The organism is Microcystis sp. M49636_WE2 (assembly GCF_030065375.1).
Taxonomy (GTDB): domain Bacteria; phylum Cyanobacteriota; class Cyanobacteriia; order Cyanobacteriales; family Microcystaceae; genus Microcystis; species Microcystis aeruginosa_C.
Window position 1 is genome coordinate 1 of the sequence record NZ_JASJFG010000049.1, and the last position, 6,380, is coordinate 6,380.

Annotated in this window: 3 protein-coding genes and 4 pseudogenes; all 7 read right to left on the reverse strand. The window is 46.8% G+C overall.

Features of this window, described 5'->3' with window-relative positions; all coding sequences use genetic code 11:
• A partial coding sequence (locus PX484_RS00930; protein WP_288102673.1) for an NACHT domain-containing protein occupies nt 1-2,101 on the reverse strand: 2,101 nt, incomplete at its 3' end.
• 29 nt (nt 2,102-2,130) lie between these two features.
• Entirely contained in the window at nt 2,131-3,699 is a 1,569-nt protein-coding gene (locus PX484_RS00935) for a B12-binding domain-containing radical SAM protein (RefSeq protein ID WP_287664650.1), read from the reverse strand.
• 59 nt (nt 3,700-3,758) lie between these two features.
• A pseudogene (locus PX484_RS25585) lies at nt 3,759-3,968 on the reverse strand (hypothetical protein); the annotation flags it as partial.
• Nucleotides 3,969-4,443: 475 nt separating this feature from the next.
• Nucleotides 4,444-5,169: pseudogene (locus PX484_RS00940) on the reverse strand (RRXRR domain-containing protein); the annotation flags it as partial.
• Between the two features lie 339 nt (nt 5,170-5,508).
• Nucleotides 5,509-5,919: a hypothetical protein gene (locus PX484_RS00945; protein ID WP_002753270.1), complete on the reverse strand. Its 411-nt coding sequence runs from the start codon at nt 5,917-5,919 to the stop codon at nt 5,509-5,511.
• Nucleotides 5,920-6,108 (reverse strand): annotated as a pseudogene (locus tag PX484_RS25590) (calcium-binding protein); the annotation flags it as partial. It abuts the gene before it with no gap.
• Between the two features lie 133 nt (nt 6,109-6,241).
• Nucleotides 6,242-6,380, reverse strand: a pseudogene (locus PX484_RS00950) (ISKra4-like element ISMae18 family transposase); the annotation flags it as partial.

Sequence of the window (6,380 nt, forward strand, 5' to 3'; positions counted from 1 at the left end):
CACCCCGCAACTGTTCCACCCAGGCAGAATAGTTTTTCTGCCACCAGTGCTGAAGCCGTTCCAGGTTTTGACTCGGAGGTGGCAGTTGGTCTCTCAATTGTTGCAAAGACTTATAAAATCCAGCATCCAGAACCATCACCAGAATGTTGTTGAGTGCCTCGCTACAAGCATTGACGTATGCAAAATCCTGACTGTGGTCGATGGCAAACTCTACCAGCAAGTTCTCCAACGCCGCATCTAAAAACATCCCCTGATCGAGCGTGCTGGCTAAGGCAAAGCGATCGGCCGTATGCGGGCTTTGGGCAAGGGCAAGGTAAAATGCGCGTGCGGTCGCCACTTTGGGTTCGTCTGGGAGCTGCTGGGATTTTTGGCTGGCCCAACTCAAAAACTCTTGCAGATAGGAGTCTTGCGCGACTAAGGCATCAATTTGTTGCTTCATCAACTGCACCAGCGCATCTGCACTTCGCAACATGGCAGCCGTTAACAAGAAGACTTCGCGCCAGTGGGAATCGGTGATGTGACTCACCAACCCTCCCAGTGCTTGTTCTAATGCCTGCAAATTATGGCTGGCAACTATTTTTCGAGCCGTGAAGTATTCTTGAAATGCCAGATAAGAAAATGAAAAAATGCCTCGCGCCCTTTCTGTGAGGATTCCATGCTGTGCCTCGATCGCTTTCAGCATGGCTTCGCTTTCGAGTTGGAGTTCCTCTGCTTCCAGGGTTGCACCTGGCAAATTCCGCAAATAGTCGCCAATGTATTGCTCAATCGTGCGTTGCTCAAAAAAATACTGCCCCTGTTCAAAAGTCACTGCTGCAAGCTGGCTCAACAGCCTCAATTTTTGGGGCAATAAAAACCCCCGGTAAACCTGATCGCGTTCGACTCCTCTAGCTTCATCCCATTTACCCAGCAGCAAATCCAGCCCTTGTTTATAAAACTCAGCCCGCTTGCTCGGAAATTTCCCTTGACCCTGAAACACCCAGCAGGCGAGATGCAGAAACAGAGGTGTCACCACCAGTTGCCGAAATTGCCAGTTTTCCGGCAAGTCCAACTTCTCCATAAACTGAGCCGACTGCTCCTGCCCCGCTTGAGCAGTCGTTTTGCTCAGTGCCACAAACCACTTTTGCGCGAAGGTGCTGATTTGTGCCTGGGTAAAGGGGGCAATTTCTACATCAGTGAAACCTCGAATCTGGAGTTTTTGGGCAGCGGTGCGACAGGTTACTACAAATCGATTGCGATGATACTTTTCTGAGAATTGGCGAATTTCTCTCAGAACTGCTGTAATGTCCTGGTTGGGAACTTCATCCATGCCATCGAGCAACAGCAGGACTCTGCCCGCTTGCAGTAAGGTTTCCAGCACAGACGGGTTGGAAATTCCCGAGGTGAGCAATGCCTGACGGATGTAGTTGAACAGGCTAAATTCACCACTGGGACTGGACTCCTCGGCAAATTCTCTCAATAAGATAAAAATCGGCACTTGATTCGCCGCAAACTCGCCTTGGTTGCACTGAATCGCCAGATGTTGCAAAAAGGTCGTTTTGCCAACCCCCGGCCTGCCCAAAACTCTAAGCTTTGAGTAAGTTTCAACAGCCTGCATTCCGGGTATTTGCTTCTGCTCAACCTCTCCCAAGCCGACGCGATCGAATTCAGCGGGACCCAAGTTTTGCAAATCGGCAATCTCCACCCACTGTTGACTGGCAATTTCCGCCAAAATATTGACATCCACATAGATGTCATCAATGTTGACTGGATGGCTGATGTCTAGTAACTGCAAGATGCCGCACTGGTTTTGGATGGTGTCCAGGCGTCGCGCTCGCACCTCTTGCACCAGAGCATCAATATTAGTTTTCGCCAGTTCTCCTGGTTCAGGAAATTCTGCGGGCGGAGCGAGGGCAATCTCCCGCCAATCCAAATCCAGAATCGAACAAATTTCCAGGAAAACCTGGCGATCAACGGGTTTTCCTGTGAAAAACCGCCAAATCGGCTGGCGGGTCTTTAAGTTCACTTCCCCTGCTAGATTTTCCTGAGTCCACCCCTTGAGATCAAAGGCTCGTTTAGCCTGTTTAATTCCCGAAGGGGAGGCCTGGAGCGATCTCTTGACCATACAATCCAATCCTCCCTATCGAGTCAGAATCAGTTCTGGTTGGGACGACCAGAAACTTCTAAGGGATCGTAGCCTAGTTGTTGAGTAATCCGTTCTCTGGCTAAGGCCCGGTACTCCCAAAAATGTTCTCCCGCCGCGCACAGACCTAAATAGAGATTGAGAACTTGGGGCTTTTTTTGCCAAATCGTCCATAATTGCCGCCAAAACTGTCCCCGAATGTTCCCTCGGCGGATACCCTGATGCCAGATTAACTGGGTAATTAGCCGTAACCCCTTACCCACGGGAAATTGCATGGTTTGCTTGTGTTTTGACTGCAAACCCAGACCAAGACATTGTTGGAAACAGCGTCGGAGATAGTGGCTGGGTTCGTACAGCGTCCAGAAGCCTTCGACATACTCTCTGGCAATTTCGGCAATCGGGCGGGTGGGGATAAAATTCATCAAGCTATTCTGATCTCCCGTCGGATGGATGCTGTCACCCTCAACTAAACGCTGTTCCCGTTTGAGACGATGCCAAAGAGCCGTATTCGGCAAAGATTGGAGAATTCCTAACATGGGTTGAGGAATACTGGTTTCTTCCACAAAGGCTTGAATCCTTTCCCCCGCACCAGAGCGCTCTCCATCAAACCCCAAGATAAATCCAGCATAGATTAGCAAACCGGCTGCATTAATCTTACGACAGGCTTCCACCAGTGGATTGCGAGTATTTTGCAGTTTGCGCGTCACTTGCAGACTATCTTGGTCAGGAGTTTCAATCCCCAGAAAGACAGAATAAAACCCCGCCTCAGCCATCAGGCTTAACAATTCATCATCCTCTGCCAAATTGACCGAGGCTTCAGTAATAAAGGTGAAGGGATAGTCGTGCTGCTTCATCCAGGGAATCAAGTCTCTGAGAAAGCGTTTGACGTTGCGCTGATTGCCAATAAAGTTGTCATCGACGATGAACAACGAACCGCGCCAGCCTAGGTCGTAGAGAGTCTGCAACTCTGCTAAAATCTGACTCGGCTCTTTAGTACGAGGTTTGCGCCCGTAGAGGGAAATAATGTCGCAAAATTCGCAGTTAAAAGGACAGCCGCGAGAGAATTGCACTGCCATCATTAAGTAATCGTCTCGCTGAAGCAGGTCGAAGCGGGGGATGGGGCTGAGGGTCACGTCTGGCTTGTCCCCAGAGCGGAAAATTCCCTGGCTTTGACCTTGAGCGATCGCCTCCAAAAACAGGGGAACGGTTAACTCTCCCTCATCCAAAATGAGATAGTTCGCTCCAGAATCCAGGGCATCCTGGGGGACAGAGGTGGGGTAGGGACCGCCAACGGCGACTTTTTTGCCTAACTGCACGGCTTTTTGAATCAGAGCTTGAAAATCTGGCTTCTGGACCAACATGGCAGAGAGGATAACCAACTCACACCACTCCCAATCGGCTTCTGTTTCAGGATTGACGTTGCGATCATAAAATCGAATCTCCCAGTTTTGGGGGAGGAGGGCGGCGACAGTAATGATGCCGAGGGGTGGAATGGTGGCTTTCAGTCCCGCGATTTCCATAAAGCGATCGTAAGACCAGAAAGACTGGGGAAACTCAGGGTAGAGTAACAGGGCTTTCATCGAAAAACTGGGTCTGAAACCCCGCCCTTTAGCGATAGCGGAGGGCGGCTTTACATAAGTTAGTGAGAAACAATTAAACCGTTAGAACGACGAATTAACTGAATCTTACTAACAGTTATCTGTCCCAATCGTTGACCATTGGCATCGCTTACAGATAGCTGTTTTTCGGTATCTCCACTAACATAATCAATTCCTTTGGGAGAAGAAATTAAATCTCCTTTACGGAACCCATGTCTTGTGGTAGAGCCACATTTACGTCGTTTACCACCTTACAACTATGTCTGCTTCTTCATTGGAGGGGAATATACCGATGATCGAGTGAATATTTGTCATGAATTTCCTGTTTTTAGTACATAATTAGATTATATCTAACATTCCGCAGATCAGATTCCACTTCATAAATATCCCTCTTTGGGAGTATCTCATTTATGCAAGTGAGTAATTAGGGTTTGCGGCAAAAAGTTTTTCTTGGGGGCAGGGTGTGGGGTGTGGGGTGTGGGGTGTGGGGTTTTACCGATTTTGAAGGCAGGGAAAAAGTCCCTGAATTTTCCCCCCGATCACTCCCATATCTGGTACTTTTTGATTTACAAAAACTCTAAAAGTCTTAACCAACAAGGGTTTTACCATTATTCAGCAAGCCCTAATTATACTTGTCCATAAAACTGGTTTCTAGCAAGGCTTTCAAAATAGCTTGACATAAAACCTGATTTAGGGGTTACAAAGGTGAGATGCTCCCTCCCTCTTAGCAATGCCATCGTTAGCATGACTTTCTGGTGATTGTTTTGCTTTATTTTTGGATTTTTCTAGTCGCAAATATTTTCTGAGATTAGAGGTTTGCCAACCAAAGCGAGTATGGACTTTTGCCAATTGAGATAGTTGCTCAATCGCCCATTTCTGTCTGACCATAACTGGCGAGAAACCTTTTCCAGACTTAGCTCCTTTTCTACTGGAAGTTAGATCAATATCGGTTTTGACATACTCAAAGTAAATGTCAGTAATTGGATAGATTTTGGTTAGTTCAGAAACGACTCGAAGTTCAAGTTGACGATTAGCTCTGATTGAGGGAGCTAATTTTCCTGTTCTTCTATTTGAAAATCGTTTTTGTCGATGCGCTCTTAGATTAAAAGGAAGTTGGCGGTTAATCCGTCTTCCTCTACGTCCTCTTCGCATTAAGCAGCGATTGTCTAGGCACTCTCTTACTCGCTTAAAAGGAAGTTCTAAGTGAGCCTTCCAAAGAGTAAAAAGGGAGGATTGAACGCCAATTCCAGAGAATAATTTACCCGGGTTAATACCAATGGCAATCGGTTGGTTTTTGTTATCGGAAGGTTCATCGGTTAGCTGGACATAAAAAATATCTAAGTCGTTGAATTTACCGATAGCTTTTCCTTCCTTAATCCACCGTCTAGCCCGACTGGGTTTGGTGGGCATCAACGGTTTTCCGTCTTTTGAGATAACAGGAACTCTTGCCATGGAGATAATCCTTAAGAGTGAAGTTAATGTCCCTTACCGCAGCACAATCAAGATGTCTTGTCTAACAACGCTTTACCAATAAAGCTTAGAGAGAATCCGAACTAGGGAAGTATTCGGAAGTCTGTGCCAGATTGTGTCTCGATGCGGTAGTCTCTACTTGCGTCGCCTAAATTGGTCTAGGCAAGCCCCGTCGCTTTTAGGGCGGGGTTAGTGACAAAAATTTCTTTACATTGTCACGGTTGATCCTATCAGAAGTTGGCTAAAGCTCTATGGGATTCCAATAAAAAGGCTTGTACTGAAACAGTACAAGCTCTTACCTTAGATTGAAAAATTTAGATATTAGGCAATTACACTGAAGTTGCTTTGGTTGACTGTAGCCAGATTGGTAGAGGTAGAACTTAAGGTGGCCAGAAGGTTAGCACCTGTACCGAATAGGGCGGTATTAAGAGCATTACTGGTGTACCATACGTCCACCCCTGCAGCCGTGCCAACACTCAAAATTGCTGCATTAGAGGCGGTCCCAGCAGAAAACGCGGCACTGGCGGCAGCAACCAGGGAGTTACCTTCACCGTAGCGACTAGCGGAGAGGCTACCGCGAGATAATCCCGCAAAACCAGAAGATTTTAAGTGAATTCGATCAACAGAGATGAAATCAGTAATCAAATCTACTCCTTCAAAACGAGAATTGTAGATGAAAGTGTTAGTAGCCCCTGTTTCTCCAGTGAGAGTATCGTTCCCAGCACCACCCACAAGAGTATCGTTACCGCCACCAGCTCTGATCAGATCATTACCGCTACTACCGTTGAGAATGTTGGCTTGAAAATCGCCAATAATCGTATCATTGCCGCTAGTCCCGATGACATCATCGAAATTGAGAAAAGTCCGATTTATGGTAGGAAACGGACCAAAAACAGAAGCCCCACCAGTGGAGAGATTGATATACTTTGCACGGCTGCAACTTGCATTTTTTACTCAAGGACAACGCCAATTCAAAAATGAAACGCATCAACCTCAAGAGTTGACAAAGAAAGGCTCATCGGGAGCATCCCAGTTTTGCAATGAGTAAAAATACTCAGGTAATATCGCCGTTGAGATAAGCACAACGTAGCTTCAAATACTGAGGAACATTCTCTGCTTTCCATTGTGCTCCCACAATTTTCATTCTTGCACCTATTTGCTTAATCTTTGACTCTACACTTCCAGAACCGATG

What these genes read in the sequence shown, in the direction of transcription:
- PX484_RS00935 (WP_287664650.1), bottom strand. Translation starts at nt 3,699, where the DNA reads ATGAAAGCCCTGTTACTCTACCCTGAGTTTCCCCAGTCTTTCTGGTCT.